General features: G+C 61.2%; 20 protein-coding genes. 12 read left to right on the top strand and 8 right to left on the bottom strand.

Features of this window, described 5'->3' with window-relative positions; all coding sequences use genetic code 11:
• Positions 1-230: 230 nt before the first annotated feature.
• Both BK659_RS01795 and BK659_RS01800 read left to right on the top strand, forming a co-directional pair.
• The gene (locus BK659_RS01795) at positions 231-1,115 is read left to right on the top strand and encodes a sugar nucleotide-binding protein (RefSeq protein WP_123423447.1); all 885 of its coding nucleotides are present in this window, start codon (positions 231-233) and stop codon (positions 1,113-1,115) included.
• A complete protein-coding gene (locus tag BK659_RS01800) occupies positions 1,108-2,037 on the top strand; it encodes an NAD-dependent epimerase/dehydratase family protein (protein ID WP_123423448.1) in 930 nt (309 codons plus the stop codon). Before BK659_RS01795 ends, BK659_RS01800 begins: the two co-directional genes overlap by 8 nt.
• Positions 2,038-2,219: 182 nt before the next feature.
• Here BK659_RS01800 and BK659_RS01805 read toward each other — a convergent pair whose 3' ends face one another.
• The 5 genes from BK659_RS01805 to BK659_RS01825 all read right to left on the bottom strand — a co-directional run bounded on the left by BK659_RS01805 (position 2,220) and on the right by BK659_RS01825 (position 6,404).
• On the bottom strand, positions 2,220-2,918 hold the full coding sequence (locus BK659_RS01805) for an OmpW/AlkL family protein (RefSeq protein WP_123423449.1): 699 nt from the start codon (positions 2,916-2,918) through the stop codon (positions 2,220-2,222).
• 232 nt (positions 2,919-3,150) lie between these two features.
• Positions 3,151-3,669, bottom strand: a complete 519-nt coding sequence (locus BK659_RS01810; protein ID WP_123423450.1) for a DUF3299 domain-containing protein — start codon at positions 3,667-3,669, stop codon at positions 3,151-3,153.
• Positions 3,670-3,680: 11 nt separating this feature from the next.
• A complete protein-coding gene (locus BK659_RS01815) occupies positions 3,681-4,946 on the bottom strand; it encodes an ABC transporter permease (protein ID WP_123423451.1) in 1,266 nt (421 codons plus the stop codon).
• Position 4,947: 1 nt separating this feature from the next.
• Positions 4,948-5,658, bottom strand: a complete 711-nt coding sequence (locus tag BK659_RS01820) for an ABC transporter ATP-binding protein (RefSeq protein WP_123423452.1) — start codon at positions 5,656-5,658, stop codon at positions 4,948-4,950.
• Positions 5,659-5,792: 134 nt separating this feature from the next.
• On the bottom strand, positions 5,793-6,404 hold the full coding sequence (locus BK659_RS01825; RefSeq protein WP_123423453.1) for a DUF2796 domain-containing protein: 612 nt from the start codon (positions 6,402-6,404) through the stop codon (positions 5,793-5,795).
• Positions 6,405-6,538: 134 nt separating this feature from the next.
• Here BK659_RS01825 and BK659_RS01830 point away from each other — a divergent pair, with 134 nt between their 5' ends.
• Entirely contained in the window at positions 6,539-6,898 is a 360-nt protein-coding gene (locus BK659_RS01830; RefSeq protein ID WP_123423454.1) for a hypothetical protein, read from the top strand.
• A gap of 98 nt (positions 6,899-6,996) precedes the next feature.
• On the opposite strand, the gene trxA is transcribed toward BK659_RS01830, so the two are convergent.
• The 3 genes from trxA to BK659_RS01845 all read right to left on the bottom strand — a co-directional run bounded on the left by trxA (position 6,997) and on the right by BK659_RS01845 (position 9,165).
• A complete protein-coding gene (gene trxA, locus BK659_RS01835) occupies positions 6,997-7,869 on the bottom strand; it encodes a thioredoxin (protein ID WP_123423455.1) in 873 nt (290 codons plus the stop codon).
• Between the two features lie 181 nt (positions 7,870-8,050).
• A complete protein-coding gene (locus BK659_RS01840) occupies positions 8,051-8,707 on the bottom strand; it encodes a class I SAM-dependent methyltransferase (protein WP_123423456.1) in 657 nt (218 codons plus the stop codon).
• Positions 8,704-9,165: a hypothetical protein gene (locus tag BK659_RS01845; RefSeq protein ID WP_123423457.1), complete on the bottom strand. Its 462-nt coding sequence runs from the start codon at positions 9,163-9,165 to the stop codon at positions 8,704-8,706. Before BK659_RS01845 ends, BK659_RS01840 begins: the two co-directional genes overlap by 4 nt.
• Before the next feature lie 128 nt (positions 9,166-9,293).
• Here BK659_RS01845 and nrdR point away from each other — a divergent pair, with 128 nt between their 5' ends.
• The 9 genes from nrdR (at position 9,294) to BK659_RS01890 (ending at position 16,162) form a co-directional block, all read left to right on the top strand.
• Positions 9,294-9,758: a transcriptional regulator NrdR gene (gene nrdR, locus BK659_RS01850; protein WP_003228656.1), complete on the top strand. Its 465-nt coding sequence runs from the start codon at positions 9,294-9,296 to the stop codon at positions 9,756-9,758.
• Positions 9,755-10,885, top strand: coding sequence for a bifunctional diaminohydroxyphosphoribosylaminopyrimidine deaminase/5-amino-6-(5-phosphoribosylamino)uracil reductase RibD (gene ribD, locus BK659_RS01855; RefSeq protein ID WP_123423459.1), 1,131 nt, complete (start codon positions 9,755-9,757; stop codon positions 10,883-10,885). Before nrdR ends, ribD begins: the two co-directional genes overlap by 4 nt.
• A gap of 191 nt (positions 10,886-11,076) precedes the next feature.
• On the top strand, positions 11,077-11,739 hold the full coding sequence (locus BK659_RS01860) for a riboflavin synthase (protein WP_054594247.1): 663 nt from the start codon (positions 11,077-11,079) through the stop codon (positions 11,737-11,739).
• A gap of 31 nt (positions 11,740-11,770) precedes the next feature.
• The gene (gene ribBA, locus BK659_RS01865; protein WP_123423460.1) at positions 11,771-12,862 is read left to right on the top strand and encodes a bifunctional 3,4-dihydroxy-2-butanone-4-phosphate synthase/GTP cyclohydrolase II; all 1,092 of its coding nucleotides are present in this window, start codon (positions 11,771-11,773) and stop codon (positions 12,860-12,862) included.
• 91 nt (positions 12,863-12,953) lie between these two features.
• Entirely contained in the window at positions 12,954-13,430 is a 477-nt protein-coding gene (ribH, locus tag BK659_RS01870) for a 6,7-dimethyl-8-ribityllumazine synthase (protein WP_003228649.1), read from the top strand.
• On the top strand, positions 13,427-13,927 hold the full coding sequence (gene nusB, locus BK659_RS01875; RefSeq protein ID WP_123423461.1) for a transcription antitermination factor NusB: 501 nt from the start codon (positions 13,427-13,429) through the stop codon (positions 13,925-13,927). The genes ribH and nusB overlap by 4 nt, the downstream gene beginning before the upstream one ends.
• 8 nt (positions 13,928-13,935) lie before the next feature.
• Positions 13,936-14,901 (top strand): thiamine-phosphate kinase, encoded by a 966-nt coding sequence (thiL, locus tag BK659_RS01880; protein WP_123423462.1) that lies wholly within the window; start codon positions 13,936-13,938, stop codon positions 14,899-14,901.
• On the top strand, positions 14,898-15,401 hold the full coding sequence (locus BK659_RS01885; RefSeq protein ID WP_123423463.1) for a phosphatidylglycerophosphatase A family protein: 504 nt from the start codon (positions 14,898-14,900) through the stop codon (positions 15,399-15,401). Before thiL ends, BK659_RS01885 begins: the two co-directional genes overlap by 4 nt.
• A 23-nt stretch (positions 15,402-15,424) precedes the next feature.
• Complete coding sequence (locus tag BK659_RS01890; RefSeq protein WP_123423464.1) at positions 15,425-16,162, top strand: substrate-binding periplasmic protein; 738 nt, start codon at positions 15,425-15,427, stop codon at positions 16,160-16,162.
• The last annotated feature ends 71 nt before the right edge of the window (positions 16,163-16,233 follow it).

Consider the following 16,233-nt stretch of genomic DNA (forward strand, 5'->3'; position numbering starts at 1 on the left):
GCTGCCGAAGGCTGCGTTCGGCTGCGCAGCAGTCGTAAAATCATACTGCGTGGTTTTTCAGGAGGATGGTAATTACCGGATTACGACCGCTTCGCGGCCGAACGCAGCCTTCGGCAGCTGCTACGGGGGTAGTCGTGGGGGCTGTGCAGCACTTTATAAGTGACGGTTGCGCTTTAAACCCGCAAAATGCAACGATTCTGACAATCAAACAGACTGGGCCTGCTGACTCTATGCGAATGCGCCTTATGTTACTGGGTGGCGGAAATGCCCTTGGGCAGGCGCTGATTCGCCTCGGTGCGGAGGAAGACATCAGTTTCCTCGCTCCCCGTCCACCGCAAGACGGCTGGGACGCCGCGAGCCTGACGCAACTGCTCGACGACACGCGTCCGGACGCGCTGATCAATCTCGCCTACTACTTCGACTGGTTTCAGGCGGAGAGCGTGGCCGAGGCGCGCCTCGCTGCACAGGAGCGGGCGGTCGAGCGGCTGGCCGAACTGTGCCAGCATCACAATATTGTCCTGGTGCAGCCTTCCAGCTATCGGGTATTCGATGGTTCGCGGGCGACCGCCTATAGCGAAAAAGACGAACCCGTACCGCTGGGCCTGCGTGGTCAGGCCTTGTGGCGCATCGAGCAAAGCGTGCGCGCCACTTGTCCGCAACATGTGATGCTGCGATTTGGCTGGTTGCTCGATGACAGCGTCGACGGCACGCTCGGGCGTTTTCTTGCGCGCGCCGAACTGCCTGAAGAACTGTTGATGGCCGACGACCGGCGCGGCAACCCGACGCCGGTGGACGATGCCGCGCGGGTGATCATTTCGGTGCTCAAGCAACTCGATTGCGCAGCACCACTGTGGGGCACTTACCACTACGCCGGGCATGAGGCGACCACGCCGCTGGCGCTGGGGCAGGCGATCCTCACGGAAGCGCGCAATCTGCACCCGCTGGCCATCGAAGCTCCGACCGCGCAGGCCCACGCCGCACGGCCGGATGCCGCCGAAGAACCGCAGCACGCGGTACTGGCCTGCAAGAAAATTCTGCACACTTTCGGGATCAAGCCGCGCGCCTGGCGCGCAGCACTCCCGGGCTTACTGGATAGGTTTTATCGTCATGGCTGATGGCCCTGTTTTGATCACCGGCGGTGCCGGTTTCATTGGTTCGCACCTTGCTGACGCCTTGCTCGCCAAGGGCCATTCGGTACGTATCCTCGATGACCTGTCCACCGGTAAACGCAGCAACCTGCCGCTGGATGATCCACGGGTCGAGCTGATCGAAGGTGACGTTGCCGATGCCGCTCTGGTGGCCCAGGTGATGATCGGTTGCAGCGCCGTGGCGCATTTGGCCGCCGTGGCTTCGGTGCAGGCATCGGTGGACGATCCGGTGCGCACGCACCAGAGTAATTTCATCGGCACCTTGAACGTCTGCGAAGCGATGCGTCAGGCGGGGGTCAAGCGCGTGCTGTTCGCTTCAAGCGCAGCGGTATACGGCAATAACGGTGAAGGCGAGTCGATCGACGAAGAGACCGCCAAGGCACCGCTCACGCCGTACGCTTCGGACAAGCTGGCGGGCGAATATTACTTCGATTTCTACCGTCGTCAGCATGGTCTGGAACCAGCGATTTTCCGTTTCTTCAACATCTTCGGCCCGCGCCAGGATCCGTCATCGCCGTACTCCGGGGTGATCAGCATTTTCAGCGAGCGTGCGCAGAAAGGCCTGCCAATCACCGTGTTCGGTGACGGCGAGCAGACCCGCGATTTCGTTTACGTCGAAGACCTGGTCGACCTGCTGGTGCAAGCCATCGAAGTGCCGGCGCTTGAAGTGGGCGCGGTCAATGTCGGCTGGAACCAGGCGACGACCCTCAAGCAAATGCTCCAGGCTTTGGGCGAGGTAGTGGGTGAGTTGCCACCAATTACCTACGCCCCGGCACGCTCCGGCGATATTCGCCATTCACGGGCAAACAACCAGCGTCTGTTGCAGCGCTTCACCTTTCCCGAGCAGACACCGATGAGTGTCGGACTGGCGCGGCTGTTGGGGCGCTGAGTTTTTCGCAGCCATGAAAACCTGGCTAAACCCATGTGGGAGCGAGCTTGCTCGCGATGGCGGTGTGTCAGTCAACATCGATGTTGAATGTCACTCCGTCATCGTCGGAACGCCGCCCGGAGCAAGCTCGCTCCCACAGGTTCTGGTATTGGCCTCAAGAAGCCTTTCGCGTGTACTCAGGTTTAGAACTTGTAACCCAGACCCACCATGTACACGAACGGGTCCACATCCACGTTGACCCTGGCCCGAGTGCCCGGCGCCACGGCGTCGTTTTCCACGGTCGCACGGGTGTTGATGTCGATGTAGCGCATCTGGGCGTTGAGCATGATGTTGTCGGTGATCATGTAGTCGGCACCGACCTGAAATGCCATGCCCCAGGAGTTTTTCGCCTTGAAGTTGCTGAAGCCGTTGGCTTGCGCTTCGTTACTGAGCTTTTCGTCGTAGATCCAGGTGTAGTTGATACCGGCGCCAACGTAGGGTTGGAAGGCTGACTTGTGATCAAGCGGGTAGTAAACCACGCTCAGAGTCGGCGGCAGGTGTTTGAGGGTGCCGAGCTTGCCGTTGGCCGCGCCCAAGGAGGTACCTTTGAGGTTCACGTCATGCTCGAACGGTGAGGCGGCGAGCAACTCGATACCGATATTGTTGCTGAGCATGTATGCGAAGTTCAGGCCCAACTGCGTGTTGCTGTTCATGGTGGCCTTGCCACCCAGGTTGGTGCCGGCCAATGGGCCTTGATCGACCTTGACGCTGGAGCTGTCGGCTTTCGGGTTGACGGTGATCGCACCGGCCCGAACGATGATGTCACCGGCTTCATGGGCCTGGGCGAACGGGGCTGCAAGCGCGAATGCAATGAGGGAAGCGCTAAGCAATGACTTGTGCATGGGGGCTCCAAAGGACGATTCAAATTCTCTATGTCCAATGGTACGAAGCGTCAGTAACGGCGCTTTTGACTCAGCTCAATGAAAGGGTGATGGCCCTGATTTTGTTGGCGACTTCGAGGGCCTCATCGCGAGCAAGCTCGCTCCCACGGTGGATTGTGTTGATGCGCAAATCAAATGTGGGAGCGAGCCTGCTCGCGATGGCTATCTACCAGATTACACATGACAACCGGATTCACTCCGGCAATTCGTACACGTAGATCTTGTCCGCATCCATCTGATAACCGGCATCCGCCAATTCGCTGGTCGACGCTTTGACCTGCAATGCACCTTCGATCCAGTACGGCTGATACAGCTCGTCGAGCTTCACCCCAACCGCGCTTTTGACGTGGACGATCTGGTTCGACGGCGGTGGTGGAACGTGGATGCATGCGCCGAAATACGGCACCAGCAGAAAGTCGGTGGTGCGACCTTCCTCGCTGACTTCCAGCGGCACGATGTAACCCGGCAAGCGAATATTCTTGCCGTCGAGGCTCTTCACCACCGGCGCATTGGGCATGTCTTGCTTGGCCGCCGGAGCAGACTCGGCGGACAGCGCGCTGCTCATCTGCGACAGGTCGTGCAGCGGTTTCATGTTCGGCACTTCTGCCGGAGCGTCCGGCGGGATCATCTCCGACCAGGTCAGGTCTTTCGGCGCGGCCGCCCACAGGGGCAGGGCGACCAGCATCAACAGCGCAGGCAGAGCGCGGAGCATCTTCAATGTCCTCATAAACGGATCGACAGACCATCGGCCAACGATTGGCGATAGGCGCGCCAGGCCGGCACGCTGCCCATCAGCAGCGCGGCGATCAGGATGCCACCGAGCAGCGTCCATTCATACTCGCTTGGCCAGGCCAGCGGCAGGTACAAGCCGTAGGACGATTGCACGTACCCCTGGGCCGCGGCGATGCAGACATACAGCAGCGCCACGCCCGCAATCACCCCGGACAGCGCCAACGCAAAGGCTTCCAGCACCAGCAGCGTTGCGATGTGCCACGGCCTTGCGCCGACCGAACGCAGGATCGCCATCTCGCGGCGGCGTTCGTTGAGGCTGGTGAGAATCGCCGTGAGCATGCCGATCAACCCCGTCAGCACGACGAACAGCGAGACCACGAACAAGGCTTTTTCAGCAGTGCCCATCAGGCTCCAGAGTTCCTGCAAGGCCACGCCCGGCAGGATCGCCAGCATCGGCTCGCCACGGAATTCATTGATCTCGCGTTGCACGGCGAAGGTCGAAATCTTGTTGTTGAGACCGAGCATGAACGCGGTGATGGCTTGCGGCGTGAGGTCCATGTTGCGCGCCTGATCGGCACTGATCCGGCCGCTGCCCTGAGCCGGCACACCGTTGTGCCAGTCGATGTGAATCGCTTCCATGCCGCCGAGGCTGATGTGCAACGTGCGGTCGACCGGGGTGCCGGTGCGTTTCAGGATGCCGACCACGGTGAACGGTTTGTCGTCGTGCTTGACCAGGCTGATCACCGCTACGCCGTGAGCCAGCACCAGTTTGTCGCCGAGTTTGTAATGCAGTGCATCGGCCACTTCGGCACCCAGCACCACTTCGAACGGGTCGGTAGCAAACGCCCGGCCGCTGGCCAGTTGCAGGCTTTGCTGATGACCGTATTGGTAATGCTGGAAGTAGGCATCGGTGGTGCCCATGACCCGATAACCGCGATGAGAGTCGCCGAGGGAAATCGGGATCGCCCATTTCACTTTCGGGTTGTTGGCGAAATGCTCGAAGCTGTCCCAGCGGATGTTGTTGGTGGCGTTGCCGATGCGAAACACCGAGTACAGCAGCAGGTTCACCGAGCCGGAGCGTGCGCCGACGATCAGGTCGGTGCCGCTGATAGTGCTGGCGAAACTGCTCTTGGCTTCGGTGCGCACGCGCTCCACCGCCAGCAACAGGCAGACCGACAGGGCGATGGCGAACGCGGTGAGGATCGCGGTGAAACGGCGGTTAGCCAGGCTGGCCATGGCTAGACGAAACAAATACATTTCAGACCTCGAGCGGCGTGGCGGCGCGATTGAGTTCGGCCAGCGACAGGTGACGATCGAACAGCGGCGCCAGGCTCTGGTCGTGACTGACGAACAGCAGGCTGGAACCGGCTTCGCGACACTCGGCGAACAGCAAACGGATAAACGCCTCACGGGCGTCGTAGTCGAGCGCCGAGGTCGGTTCGTCGGCGATCACCAACTCTGGCTGACCGATCAGCGCGCGGGCGGCGGCGACCCGTTGCTGTTGGCCGATGGACAGCGAGTCGGCGCGGCGGCTCAGCATGTTTTCATCCGTGAGCCCCAGGTGCGCGAGTAAGGTCGCGGCGGCTTGATCGACACTGCCGTGGCGCTGAATCGCGCGGCTGGCGCGCAGTTTGGAGAAGTGACACGGCAGTTCGACGTTCTCGCGAACCGAGAGAAACGGCAGCAGGTTGAACTGCTGGAAAATGTAGCCGGTGTGGTCGACCCGAAAGCGATCGCGGGCGCCGGCCGAGAGCTCGGTCAACTCCTGGCCGAGCAGCCGAATGCTCCCGCGATTGGGTTTCTGCACACCACCGAGCAGGCCGAGCAGGGTGGTCTTGCCACTGCCGCTGGGGCCTTTGAGAAACAGCGTTTCACCGGGTTCCAGGCGAAACGCCGGGATATCCAGTAATGGCGGATGACCGGGCCAGTTGAAGCCCAGGTCTGACAGTTCGATGAGTGCTTGGGTCATGTGAAACCGGTCGGATTGATGGTGAACCCTGTGGGAGCGAGCTTGCTCGCGATAGCGGTCTTACAATCACATCAATGTTGAATGTGCTGGCCTCATCGCGAGCAAGCTCGCTCCCACATTGGATTTGGGTTGGATCAAAATTTCAGCGCAGGCGCTTTGGAGGTCACTTCAACCCCTTGCTGGCCGCTTGGGCTGATGAGTTGTACCTGAATTTTCTGAGTGGCGGGGAAGGTTGTGAACACCTGCGACAAATCCAGGGTTTTCAACGCGCCAGGGGCGGCGCAGGTGAATTGGTAGTGCGCGTGGATTTCACTGTGATCGTGATGATGCTCTTCGGCGGCGGCGCCTTTCCCGTCGGTGGCATGGTCGTCATCGTCGTCATGATCATCGGCGTCCGGTTTGTCACCAAACAGCGGGCTGTTCAGTTCTTGCTGGCTGACTACGCAGTTGGCCGCTTTTGGCAGGCTGAACAGCACCAGCGGTTTCTCCAGCTGCGCACGGGCGGCGGCAACTTTGGCCTTGTCTGCATCGCTGCTGGCAACGTGTTCAAAGCCCACCAGATTCATCGCCGGGCTTTCCAGTTCCAACTCCAGCGTCTGACCATCGAGCGCCGCGTTCAAACGCCCGACGCCGTGTTCGTGGGCGCCCAGGCTGCCGTGTTCATGCTCGTGATCATGAACTTCCGCGGCTTGAGCGATAGCCAGCGGCAACAGGGCAAACGGCAAAGCGAGAAGCAGACGGCGCATTGGAGAGTCTCCGGGGAGGAACATGAAAAGTTTGTTATGTAATCTTATAACAGGAGTGGTGAGAGTTTGACTGTCCGCTTGGCGTTGCGCAAGACGCGTGGGAGCATGTTCGTCATAAACCTGAGGAAACCCCAATGTTGCGCATTCGTGGAAGCATCGGCGACTGGCCGGTGGATTTGACCCTTGAACTGGACGATGGGGATTGGGCGCGGCTCGGCGCGCAGTTGCAGGTAAGCCAATCAGAAAACAGCGCAGCGGTGGCCGATCCGGTGGTCAAACCGGTGAATCAGGATGAAATGCTGTGGCAGCTTGCCAAGGATCTGCTGCGCCAGTCGGGGCAACTGACAGGGCCGGATTTGCTGGAGCGGCTGGAGGGTTTGACCGGCAACACTGTCGCCGGCAAACGCTTGCTGGTGCGCTTGCGCCACAGCGCCGAGGTCAAGGTCGTGAGCGGCGGGGATACGCCGCTCTACAGCTGGCGCGAGCAGGCGTAAACATCAAAATGAAAAGATCGCAGGCTGCGCCAGCTCCTACAAAGGCTCGGCGTACAACACCCTGTAGGAGCTGCCGAAGGCTGCGATCTTTTGATCTTCTAATACAACGCAGCAAACAGCTTGCGGCGATAAACGGTCACCAACGGGTGATCGTTGCCCAACAGTTCGAACACTTGCAGCAGGGTCTTGTGCGGCAACCCTTCGCTGTAACTGCGATTGCGGATGAACAGCTTGAGCAGGGAGTCCAGCGCCGGCTCGTACTGCTGGCGGGCCAGTTGCTGGATCGCCAGTTGATAGACCGCTTCATCGTCCTGCGGGTTTTGCGCCAGGCGCGATTTCAGGTCGGCGACATCCGGCAAGTCAGCGGCTTGACCGAGAAACTTGATCTGCGCCTTGGCGCCCGCCAGTGCCGCTTTGTGCTCATCGCTTTTCACCGCATCGAGCACGATCTGGGCTTCACCCAGTTCGCCGCGTTCGGTCAGGCAGCGGGCATAGAGGATCAGCGCACGAGCGTTGGTGTTGTCCTCACCCAGCAGCACTTTCAGCGTGGCCTCGGCGTCAGCGAATCGGCCTTCGTCGAACAGCGCCTGAGCCTGCTCGAACGGGTCGGCAGCGGCCGGCGGTGGCATCTGCACATGCGGCTCAAGCAGCGCGCGGACGGCAGACTCAGGCTGCGCGCCGGCAAAACCGTCCACCGGCTGACCGTCCTTGAACAGCACCACGGTCGGCAGGCTGCGAATACCGAAACGCGAAACGATGTCCGGCTCGGCGTCGCAGTTGACCTTGGCCAGCAGCAGTTCGCCCTGATAGCTCTCGGCGATGGTTTGCAGCATCGGCATCAGCGCCTTGCACGGCGCACACCATTCAGCCCAAAAATCCACCAGCACCGGCTTGTGGAACGAGTTCTCGATCACCGACTGGTCGAAATCGGCAGTAGTGGCGTCGAAGATATACGGCGTGTCTTGACTCATGGGGCATCTCGAAGAAACGTGAATGGGGCAACTATAAGGCTTGGTGGGGGCGGCAGTAAGTCCTCAGGTGTCTGATACGCCGCCATCGCGAGCAAGCTCGCTCCCACAGGGATCAATGCCTGCCACAAAATCTGTGTGCAATACAAAACCACTGTGGGAGCGAGCTTGCTCGCGATGCTTTTCAGCCGCGTCGCGCGTGGTACAGGCTCACATGCCGAAACTCTTCCGGCTCCGCCAGGTCCGGCAGTGTCATCGCCTCAAGCATTTCCAGCCGCTGATACAACGGATGACGGAAATCCCGAACTCGCGAATCTGCCACCAACGCCTCGCGGCCACGGCTGAGAAATTCATCGAGAAGCGGCAGGTTGGCCCGGTCGTACAACACGTCGGCCACCAGAATCAGATCAAAGCGATCGGCTTCGGCAAAAAAGTCCGTTGAGTAGCTGAGTTCGACGTCATTGAGTTCGGCATTCGCCCGGCAGGCCGCAATTGCCAACGGATCGAGATCACAGGCCACCACTTCCAGCGCCCCGGCCTTGACCGCCGCAATCCCCGCCACCCCGGAACCGGCGCCGAAGTCCAGCACTCGCTTGCCGGCAACCCACTGCGGATGCTCCGCCAGGTAACGCGCCATCGCCAGGCCGCTGGCCCAGCAAAAGCTCCAGTACGGCGGCTCGTGCAGAATGCGTCGGGTTTCTTCCGGGCTGAAGGCACGGTCCATGTTGTCGCCATCGATCAGCCAGAGTTTCAGTGCGGTCTCGGGCAGCGGGCAGGGCACAAGCTGTGCGTCGCCGAGCAGTTCACTTAACGCCTGTTGCAGGTCGAGCGGTGCATTCATGGCGCTTTGAGGAACTGCAACTGGCCCAGGGCCTGGGTCTTCGGCTCAAAGATGCGTTGCGCCGGCAGGTGCAGGATCAACTGCCCGGACTGGCTGGCGCGACCCCGCAGTTCGACGCGTGCACCGACCGGGAACGAGTCGGGATTGAACCGCAGATGGAATGGCAGAGCCTTGTTGTTGCCGATCAGGTTGGCGCTGGCGAGCAACTGTTGCGGCCGCGAGCGTTCGTCGATCACCAGCAGCGCCAATTCAACCTCGGCGCCGGCCGGTACGCCCTGCAAGGTGCCGCTCAATTCCCGTTGATACGCCGGCAGCGGGCCGAGGGTGGCCGAGGCCTGGGCTTTCTTCTGAGCCATCTCGGGCGCAGGGCCTGGGGTCGGTGCCGCCGGTTTGGGATGACTGCTACACGCGACCAACAGGCCGACGAGACTGAGTAAAACAAGCGGTCGTAGCGGCATTTGCGGCTCCAGCAAAGTGAAATCCATGGATCAGGCAGTGTAGCCCGTCTGTATACCGTAAACCCTATGGCTTGTCTTGCCAGTGGGATGCGCTACCATGGCCCTCCCTTTTTTTGTTGCCTGCCACCATGCACTGTCCCTTCTGCGGTGCCAACGACACCAAGGTCATCGACTCGCGTCTGGTCGCCGAGGGCGAACAGGTGCGCCGTCGGCGCGAATGCCTGGCCTGCGGCGAACGTTTCACCACGTTCGAAACCGCCGAACTGGTGTTGCCGCGCCTGATCAAAACCGACGGCAGCCGTCAGCCGTTCGACGAAGAAAAACTTCGCGCCGGCATGCAGCGTGCGCTGGAAAAGCGCCCGGTGAGCGTCGAGCGCCTGGAATCGTCGCTGGTACACATCAAACACAAACTGCGCGCCACCGGCGAGCGCGAGGTCAAATCCCTCGTGGTCGGTGAACTGGTGATGGCCGAGCTGCAAAAGCTCGATGAAGTCGCCTACATTCGTTTCGCTTCGGTGTATCGCCGCTTCCAGGACCTCAACGAGTTCCGCGAAGAGATCGATCGCCTGGCCCGTGAGCCGGTAAAAGAATGAGCCTCTCCCCGGAACAACAGGTCCTCGACGCCCATTACATGGCGCGTGCGCTGGAGCTGGCGCGCAAAGGTCACTACACCACCCATCCCAACCCTCGGGTGGGCTGCGTGATTGTGCGTGACGGGCAGATTGTCGGCGAAGGCTGGCATGTGCGTACCGGCGAACCGCATGCTGAAGTTCACGCCCTGCGCGCCGCCGGTGAAAACGCCCGGGGCGCCACCGCCTACGTGACCCTCGAACCGTGCAGCCATCACGGCCGCACGCCGCCGTGCGCCGATGCGCTGGTGAATGCCGGCCTGGCGCGAGTCGTTGCGGCGATGCAGGACCCGAATCCGGAAGTTGCCGGTCGCGGTCTGCAGCGTCTGGAGCAGGCGGGCATCGAGACCCGCAGCGGCGTGCTCGAAGGTGAGGCGCGCAAGCTCAATGAAGGTTTTCTCAAGCGCATGGAGCAGGGCTTGCCGTTCGTGCGGGTGAAGTTGGCGATGAGCCTCGACGGTCGTACCGCCATGGCCAGCGGCGAAAGCCAATGGATCACCGGTCCCGCCGCCCGCTCGGCGGTGCAGCGTCTGCGGGCTCAGGCCAGCGTCGTGTTGACCGGTGCCGACACGGTGCTGGCCGATGACGCGCGCTTGACCGTGCGCGCCGATGAGTTGGGGCTGGATGCCGAGCAAACCGCGCTCGCCATGAGCCGTCCGCCACTTCGCGTGCTGATCGACGGCCGCCTGCGGGTGCCGCTTGATGCGCCGTTCTTCAAGGCTGGCCCGGCGTTGGTTGCCACCTGTGTCGCGGTGGAAGAGCAATACGCCAACGGTCCCGAGTGCCTGATCGTGCCCGGCGCCGATGGCCAGGTCGACCTGCGCAAGCTGTTGGTCGAACTGGCTGCCCGTGGTGTCAATGAAGTGCTGGTGGAAGCCGGCCCGCGTCTGGCCGGGGCTTTTGCCCAGCAAGGGCTGGTGGACGAGTTCCAGATCTTCATCGCGGGCAAGTTCCTCGGCTCCACGGCACGGCCGTTGCTGGACTGGCCACTCGCGCAAATGAAGGATGCGCCGGAGCTCAAAATCACAGAAATTCGCGCGGTGGGCGATGATTGGCGAGTCACCGCCATCCCTATGCCCCAGCCTGTGTGAGAACTACTGCGCTCGGCAATACTGCGTTAAAAACAGGCTCGGAATGCTCATTTACAACCCGTAAACTCCGCTTCCTCGCCTGTTTTTGCCTTGTCTTGCCTTCGCTCGTTACGTTCTCACACAGGCTGATCGGCAAGCGTATAATTCTCGGCCATCGCTACAGCGCTGGCCCTGTTCTCGAGGAGGACTCCATGTTTACCGGCATCATCGAATCCATCGGCAGCATCCGTGCATTAACCCCCAAAGGTGGTGATGTGCGGGTTCACGTAGAAACCGGCAAGCTCGACCTGAGCGACGTCAAACTCGGCGACAGCATCGCGGTCAACGGCGTCTGCCTGACGGCGGTTGAACTGCCGGGTAATGGCTTTGCGGCGGACGTCAGTCGCGAAACCCTCGACTGCACCGCCATGAATGACCTGAAAAGCGGCAGCCCGGTCAATCTGGAAAAAGCCCTGACCCCGACCACCCGCCTTGGCGGACATTTGGTCAGCGGTCATGTCGACGGTGTCGGCGAAGTGGTTGCCCGGACCGAAAATGCCCGCGCCGTGGAATTCCGCATTCGTGCGCCGAAAGACCTGGCCAAGTACATCGCCCATAAAGGCTCGATCACCGTCGACGGCACCAGCCTGACGGTGAACGCGGTCGATGGCGCCGAGTTCTTGCTGACGATCATTCCGCACACCCTGAGCGAAACCATCATGGCGTCTTACCAGCCAGGTCGCCGGGTGAACCTTGAGGTGGACTTGCTGGCCCGTTACCTGGAGCGTCTGTTGCTGGGTGACAAGGCCGCAGAATCCTCGAAGGGCAACATTACCGAAAGCTTTCTGGCCGAGAACGGCTACCTCAATTCCTGAAACTCAATTTTTGAAAGAAGGGGGGTGCCGCGTGGCGCTCAATAGCATCGAAGAACTGGTTGAAGACATCCGCCAAGGCAAGATGGTCATCCTCATGGATGACGAAGACCGCGAGAACGAAGGCGACCTGATCATGGCCGCCGAGTGCTGCCAGCCTGAACACATCAACTTCATGGCCAAGCACGCCCGTGGCCTGATCTGCATGCCGATGAGCCGCGAGCGCTGCGAGCTGCTCAAGCTGCCCTTGATGGCGCCGCGTAACGGTTCCGGTTTCGGCACCAAGTTCACCGTGTCCATCGAAGCCGCCGTCGGTGTCACCACCGGTATTTCCGCGGCCGACCGTGCGCGCACCGTGCAAGCGGCTGCAGCCAAAGACGCCAAGGCCGAAGACATCGTCAGCCCCGGCCACATCTTCCCGCTGATGGCCCAGGCCGGCGGCACCCTGGCCCGCGCCGGCCACACCGAAGCGGCTTGCGACCTGGCGCGCATGGCCGGTTTCGAGCCGAGCGGGGTGATCTGCGAAGTGATGAACGACGACGGCACCATGTCCCGTCGCGCCGAGCTGGAAACTTTCGCCGCTGAACACAACATCAAGATCGGCACCATCGCCGACCTGATTCACTACCGGATGATCCACGAACGTACCGTTCAGCGGATTGCCGAGCAGCCGCTGGACAGCGAACTGGGCCAGTTCAATCTGGTGACCTATCGTGATTCAGTCGAAGGCGACGTGCACATGGCACTGACCCTGGGCACCATTTGCGCCGAAGAACCGACCCTGGTTCGCGTGCACAACATGGACCCGCTGCGCGACCTGTTGATGGTCAAGCAGCCCGGCCGCTGGAGCCTGCGAGCCGCCATGGCCGCGGTTGCCGAGGCTGGCAGTGGCGTGGTGCTGTTGCTCGGTCACCCGCTCGATGGCGACGTGTTGCTGGCGCATATCCGCGAAACCGCCGATCACGCACAGCCGAAAAAACCGACCACCTACAGCATTGTCGGTGCCGGTTCGCAGATCCTGCGTGACCTGGGTGTACGCAAAATGCGCCTGATGAGTGCGCCAATGAAATTTAATGCGATATCCGGTTTCGATCTGGAAGTTGTAGAATACGTGCCCTCCAAATAAAGGCCGGTGTTTTTCACCCCTTTGTTTGCGGTTCAAATATCACTGAGGGACGCGTACTGAACGCGTCCCGGCTCTTTAAGAGATTTGTCGAATGACCCTGAAGACCATCGAAGGTACCTTCATCGCCCCCAAAGGCCGCTACGCTTTGGTTGTTGGCCGTTTCAACAGCTTCGTTGTCGAAAGCCTGGTAAGCGGTGCTGTTGATGCCCTGGTTCGCCATGGCGTGAGCGAAAGCGACATCACCATCATCCGTGCCCCTGGCGCCTTCGAAATCCCGCTGGTTGCGCAGAAAGTCGCTCAGAAGGGCGAGTTCGCGGCAATCATCGCGCTGGGCGCGGTCATTCGTGGCGGTACTCCGCACTTCGAATACGTGGCTGGCGAGTGCACCAAGGGTCTGGCCCAGGTGTCCATGGAGTTCGGCGTTCCAGTTGCTTTCGGCGTACTGACTGTCGACTCGATCGAGCAAGCCATCGAACGTTCCGGCACCAAGGCCGGCAACAAAGGTGCTGAAGCTGCCTTGTCCGCTCTGGAAATGGTCAGCCTGCTGGCGCAGTTGGAGGCCAAGTGATTAGCGACGAAAGCGATCGTTTCAACCCGCGCGATCCGAAACCTGCGGACGCTGGCAAGCCATCCAAGAGCGTCAAGCGTCGCGAAGCCCGTCAGCTCGCGACTCAGGCTCTGTACCAATGGCACATGGCCAAAACTTCGCTGAACGAGATTGAAGCGCAGTTCCGGGTCGATAACGATTTCAGCGATGTCGATGCCGCCTACTTCCACGACATCCTGCACGGTGTGCCGGCGCACAAGACCGAGATCGACTCTGCGCTCGCTCCGTGCCTGGACATCACCATTGATGAGCTCGATCCGGTTGAACTGGCGGTTCTGCGCCTGTCGACCTGGGAACTGATCAAACGCGTCGACGTGCCGTACCGTGTGGTGATCAACGAAGGCATCGAACTGGCCAAGGTCTACGGCTCCACCGACGGTCACAAGTTCGTCAACGGTGTACTCGACAAGCTGGCCCCGCGTTTGCGTGAAGCTGAAGTGAAGGCGTTCAAGCGCTGATTGCGGCTATGGGCGAGTTTGAGCTGATCCGCAATTACTTCGCCGCCGCGCCTTGTGCGCAGGGCGGTGAAGGCGTTGCCTTGGGCATCGGCGACGACTGCGCCTTGCTCGCTGTTCCCGCAGGGGAGCAGCTGGCGATTTCCACCGACACGCTCGTGGCCGGTGTGCATTTCGCAGACCCTTGCGACCCGTTTCTGCTCGGTCAGCGTTCGCTGGCTGTAGCGGTCAGCGACCTGGCTGCGATGGGCGCCACCCCGATTGCTTTTACCCTTGCCCTGACTCTGCCGACGGTAACCGACGATTGGCTGGACGCCTTCGCCCGTGGTTTGAATGCGATGGCGCAACACTGCGGTGTACGGCTGGTGGGTGGCGACACTACACGCGGCCCGCTGAGCCTGACCATGACCGTGTTCGGCCGCGTCCCGGCGGGCCTTGCCCTGACACGCAGCGGTGCGCAACCCGGTGACCTGGTGTGTGTGGGCGGTGAATTGGGCAATGCGGCTGGCGCGCTGTCGTTGGTGCTGGGTGAGCGCGTCGCGCCAGCCGATGTTGCCGGGCCGTTGTTGGCGCATTATTGGTCACCGCAGCCGCAGCTTGATCTGGGGATGGCGTTGCGTGGCAAGGCCACCTCGGCACTGGATATCTCCGACGGTTTGCTCGCCGATTGCGGGCATATCGCCAAGGCTTCAGCTGTCGGCTTGCTGATCGAAAGCGAAAAACTGCCACTGTCGACGGCACTGGTGAGCTTTCTCGGTGAGAATGCGGCCCGCATGGCGGCCTTGAGTGGTGGCGACGACTACGTGCTGGCCTTCACTTTGCCGCCCGCGCAATTGCCGGCATTGCTCGCCGACGGCTGGCCGATCCATGTTATCGGCCAGGTCGTGGCCGGGCAGGGCGTGACGCTGCTGGACGCGAACGGGCAGGACATCACCCCGCAAACCCGGGGCTATCAACATTTTCGGGAGACACCGTGACAGATCATCCCAAACAGGTCCCGGCAGAACACGTGCCGCCATCGGTCTGGCGTAATCCCTGGCATTTCCTGGCCTTCGGCTTCGGCTCGGGTACCTTGCCCAAAGCGCCGGGCACGTGGGGCTCGCTGGTTGCGCTACCCTTTATCCCGTTATGGCAGATGTTGCCCGACTGGGGTTACTGGCTGATGCTCGGCATCACGATGCTGTTCGGCTTCTGGCTGTGCGGCAAGGTCGCCGACGATCTGCGGGTACACGACCACGAAGGTATCGTCTGGGACGAAATGGTCGGGATGTGGATCACCTTGTGGTTGGTGCCGGCGGGTTGGTACTGGTTGTTGGCGGGATTCCTGCTGTTCCGCTTCTTCGACATTCTCAAGCCATGGCCGATTCGCTGGATCGACCGGCATGTGCATGGCGGTGTCGGGATCATGCTCGATGACGTGCTCGCCGGGGTGTTTGCCTGGTTGGTGCTGCAGGGACTGGTCCGGTATTTCGCCTGATGGGCAGATTGAGAGGCTTAGGGATGGTGGGGCGCTGGTTGTGGGTTCTGGTTTTTGCCGTGTTCTGTTCGGTCGCCCGTGCGGCGGATGTGCCGACGACACCGGCGGTGATTCATCTGGCCAGCGAGGACTGGGATGACTACACCGCCGCCGATGGTCATGGGCTGGCCTGGGACATTTTGCGCGCAGTATTCGAGCCGGCCGGGGTGAAGCTGGATATTCGCACCGTGCCTTACACCCGTTCGGTGGGGCTGGTGCAGCGTCGTGAAGTGGATGCGTTGGTCGGTTCCTATGCCAACGAGATCGATCAGGTGCTGTACCCCCACTGGAATTTCGATACCGATCATATTTATGCCCTGGGCCTTGCGAGCGACCCGGAACCGACGCTGACGACGCTGGGCAAGTATCGACTGGTTTGGGTCCGTGGCTACCGCTACGAGAGTTACCTGCCGAACATTCACCGCTATAACCAGATCGAGCGCCGCACCGGGATCTTGCCGATGCTCAAGCAGGCTCGGGCGGATTTCTACATTGACGCGCAGACGGAAATCAATGAGGTGCTCGCAGAAGCCGAGGATCCGTCCCAGTACCGGCGAACTCACTTGACCGAACTGCCGTTGTTCCTCGGTTTCGCCGATACACCACAGGCCCGCGCCTTGATGGCGCTGTACGACAAACGCATGGAGTTGCTGGTGAAAAGCGGCCAGTTGAAACCGATTTTCGAGCATTGGAAACAACCCTACCCATTCGACACCCCGTAGCAGCTGGCGCAGCCTGCGTTCGGTGCGGGCCGCGTTCGGACGGAGCCGTCGCAAAACCATGCTCTGCGGTG

This window comes from Pseudomonas brassicacearum (genome assembly GCF_003732225.1).
In the GTDB taxonomy this organism is placed as follows: Bacteria; Pseudomonadota; Gammaproteobacteria; order Pseudomonadales; family Pseudomonadaceae; genus Aquipseudomonas; species Aquipseudomonas brassicacearum_E.